A 2,919-nucleotide genomic window follows, 5' to 3' on the forward strand; every position below is an offset into this window, starting at 1 on the left:
AGAGGAGGCGAGAACTATCCATGAAACATACAGGTTGGCGCAAGCCGACACCGGGTCTTGGCATTGCAGAGCAGCTTGCCCAAGCCGGTGAACAGGTAGCTGTACCCAAAACGCGGGCTTTCGTGGCCGTGAAGCGGGTAGGAGCCTACATTGGCCTCAAGGCCGGAGACATGATGCTCCTCGATACGCTCGGGGCGTTTACCCAGGCCCAAGATTGGGAGGAGGGGCAGCGCCCGATCGTCTGGGCGTCAAATGCCTATCTGATGGAGCAGACGGGCTTCTCGCTCTCCGCGCTCAAGCGCCATGCACGGCGCCTGGCCGAGATCGGCGTGATCTCCTTCCAGGACAGCCCCAACGGCAAGCGATGGGGCCGTAGGGACGCTGAGGGGCGCATCGTCGAGGCTTATGGCTTCGATTTGTCGCCGCTGTCTGCCCGCGTCGAGGAGTTCGAGGAACTGCATACCGATTTGCAGGCCGAGCGCGAATTCTGCCAACGCCTGAAGCGTCAGATCACCGTGGTACGCCGCATGATCCGCGCGCGGATCGAGGCGGCCGTCAGCAGCGCGCTGCGCGGGCCCTGGACGCAATTCACAGGTCTCTTCGAGGAGCTTCTGGAGCGGCTTCCGCGCCGTCACGAAGCCTCCGAACAGCTTGAGCGGCTGCTAACCTGGTTCAAGGAACTTCAGGAGCGCGTCGAAGCGGCCTATCTCAAGGCAACCGAGGTTGTTCAGCTTGTGGAAAACACGCCCGAAACCAAGGAACAAGTTTATGAGAAGACTCCAGAAATGAACCCCAGGGAGGCCATTTCTGACCCTCATATACTAATTACAAACCAACTTAATCCTGTAACTAGTAATTCCTCAGAAAATGAGGAAGTCGCGGCCGTGGTGCCCAATGCTCATCCCGAAGAACAAGTTGATAGGGAGCTGGAAGAGTGGGTGGCTGAGGTGCGCAGGAAACGCGCAGCGCTGGATCTGCCCACGGTTATGCAGGCTTGTCCCGAATTCGCGTCCTGGGCGCGCAATATGGGCGGGTTCCTGAAGGATTGGGGCGATCTGCACCGGGTTGCGGGTCAACTCAGACCGATGATCGGGGTGTCCGAGCATGCCTGGAACGTGGCGCAGGACCGGTTGGGCAAACAGGTGGCGACAGCAGCGCTGGCGTTGGTCTTCGAGAAGCATTGCGCAGGGGAAGTTTCCTCGCCGGGCGGCTATCTGCGCGGCATGGTCGAGAAGGCCGGGGCAGGGGAGCTGCATCTCGAGCGCAGCTTCTATGGCAGGCTCAGCGGGCAGGCGGCGTGATGGGGCAGGGGGTCAGAGACCAGCGGCCTTGGTCAGGTTCACGCGGAACCGGTCGCGACGGCGCTGGTAGCGGCGGGTCATCTCGGCCGAGGCGTGCCCCAGCTGCTTTTGGACATAGCGCTCGTCGACCTGAGCCGAACTGGCGAGGCCGGCGCGCAGCGAGTGGCCAGAAAACAGCGCCAGGCGGTCCTTTTCGGGCAGTTCGGAGCGGATGCCCGCATCTATGACTGTGCGCTTGATCAGCCGGGCCACATGCTTGTCGTTGAGCCGGGCATCGAGGGCGCGCTTGCCATCGCGCGAGGTCCCTACAAAGACAGGGCCGAAGTCGATCTTCGCAAAGTGCAGCCATTGCTCGAGAGCATGCACTGGGCAGGTTTGATCCTTAGAGCCGCGGCCGATCTCGACCTCACGCCAACCGGTCTTGGCGTTGAGGGTCAGGAGGGCGCCTTTCTCGAAGATCTCGATCCAGCCGCCGGACTCCGGCGTGTCGTCTTTGTGGACATCGAGGCTGACGATTTCTGAGCGGCGCAGGCCTCCGGCGTATCCGAGGAGAAGGATTGCCCGATCCCGTAGCCCGCGCAAATCATAGGGCAGGGTGGCAACCATCGCGACGATATCCTCGGCCAGGATCGCTTCCTTCTGCACCGGAGGACGTGCGTGCTTGCGCTTGATCCCGGCCAGCACCGTGGCGATGTGCCGGTTCTTGCGATCAAGGGTGAATCCCCGCTGCGCGTAGTTCCAGGCGAGACCCGAGAGACGCCGGTCGATCGTCGAGACCGATAGGGCAGCGGATGGGCCTGAACCGGAGGCCAGATCCGCGAGATAGAGCCCGATCATCTCCGGCGATGGCGGCAGCGGTTCCGCGCCCTTCAACCGGCACCAGCGCGCGAAGTGCGCCCAATCCTTCGCATAGGCTTTCAGCGTGTTGTCTGACGCTGCCGCGCGCGCATAGTCGCGGGCGGTGTCGACCAGGCGATCGAGGGTGCCGGAGCCGGCAACAAAGGTCGGAAGGCTCAAGGCCTCGCCGTCAGGACGATCTCTCTCGTTGTCCTCGTTGGACGAAGGCCCGATTGCCACGTCTGAGCTCGATTTTGTCGGTCTGCCGGAATTCTTGAGACTGAGGTCCATTGTTTTCAAGACTTTGCCGGTTCTTCGTTTTCGAGATTGAGTCGGAAATCATGAGACTGTATACGGATGTGAGTCGCTATTCGTGAGACTACACAGCATCCGTGCGTCGTTCAAGTCATGTCCGATAATCCCGTGCCTGACCAAGACTGGGAAGAAGCCGAGTTTCGCGCAAGAGTGCTTGCCGAGCTGCCGGAACAGCTCACCGAAGGAGACGTTACTCGGGCGATGCGGCAGTTGGACGTCAGCCGGGCGACGGTCTATCGTTTAGCGAGGCAGTTCCGGGAAGATGCGCGGACCAGTGCGCTCCTGCCGAATACGTCGGGCCGCAAACCGGGCATGCTGCCCTTGGACCCGGCGGTGGAGGCGATTGTGGTCCACCATTTCAAAGGCTTCTAGGCCCCATCGGAAGGTTTGTGCGTAGAATTACTCTAAGGGAGAACATTTAATGAACGGCGTCACGTTCCCCAATTTCTGGCTGGTCTGATGGTCA

At 61.2% G+C, this 2,919-nt stretch carries 3 protein-coding genes; 2 read left to right on the top strand and 1 reads right to left on the bottom strand.

What is annotated here, in order from left to right; all coding sequences use genetic code 11:
- The first annotated feature begins 20 nt into the window (after nt 1–20).
- On the top strand, nt 21–1,301 hold the full coding sequence (repC, locus tag MRY75_RS19535; RefSeq protein WP_292309650.1) for a plasmid replication protein RepC: 1,281 nt from the start codon (nt 21–23) through the stop codon (nt 1,299–1,301).
- A gap of 12 nt (nt 1,302–1,313) precedes the next feature.
- Here the strand turns inward: repC and MRY75_RS19540 are convergent, their stop codons facing one another.
- Nucleotides 1,314–2,429 (bottom strand): tyrosine-type recombinase/integrase, encoded by a 1,116-nt coding sequence (locus tag MRY75_RS19540; protein ID WP_292309651.1) that lies wholly within the window; start codon nt 2,427–2,429, stop codon nt 1,314–1,316.
- Between the two features lie 117 nt (nt 2,430–2,546).
- Here MRY75_RS19540 and MRY75_RS19545 point away from each other — a divergent pair, with 117 nt between their 5' ends.
- Nucleotides 2,547–2,825 carry a helix-turn-helix domain-containing protein gene (locus tag MRY75_RS19545; protein ID WP_292309652.1) on the top strand — a complete coding sequence of 93 codons (279 nt, stop codon included), beginning with the start codon at nt 2,547–2,549 and terminating at the stop codon, nt 2,823–2,825.
- The last annotated feature ends 94 nt before the right edge of the window (nt 2,826–2,919 follow it).

It is taken from the genome of Marivita sp., assembly GCF_022763305.1.
GTDB lineage: Bacteria > Pseudomonadota > Alphaproteobacteria > Rhodobacterales > Rhodobacteraceae > Marivita.

Excerpts from the sequence above, each read along its gene's own strand:
- repC (WP_292309650.1), top strand. The coding sequence starts at position 21 with ATGAAACATACAGGTTGGCGCAAGCCGACACCGGGTCTTGGCATTGCA.
- MRY75_RS19540 (WP_292309651.1), bottom strand. The coding sequence starts at position 2,429 with ATGGACCTCAGTCTCAAGAATTCCGGCAGACCGACAAAATCGAGCTCA.
- MRY75_RS19545 (WP_292309652.1), top strand. The coding sequence starts at position 2,547 with ATGTCCGATAATCCCGTGCCTGACCAAGACTGGGAAGAAGCCGAGTTT.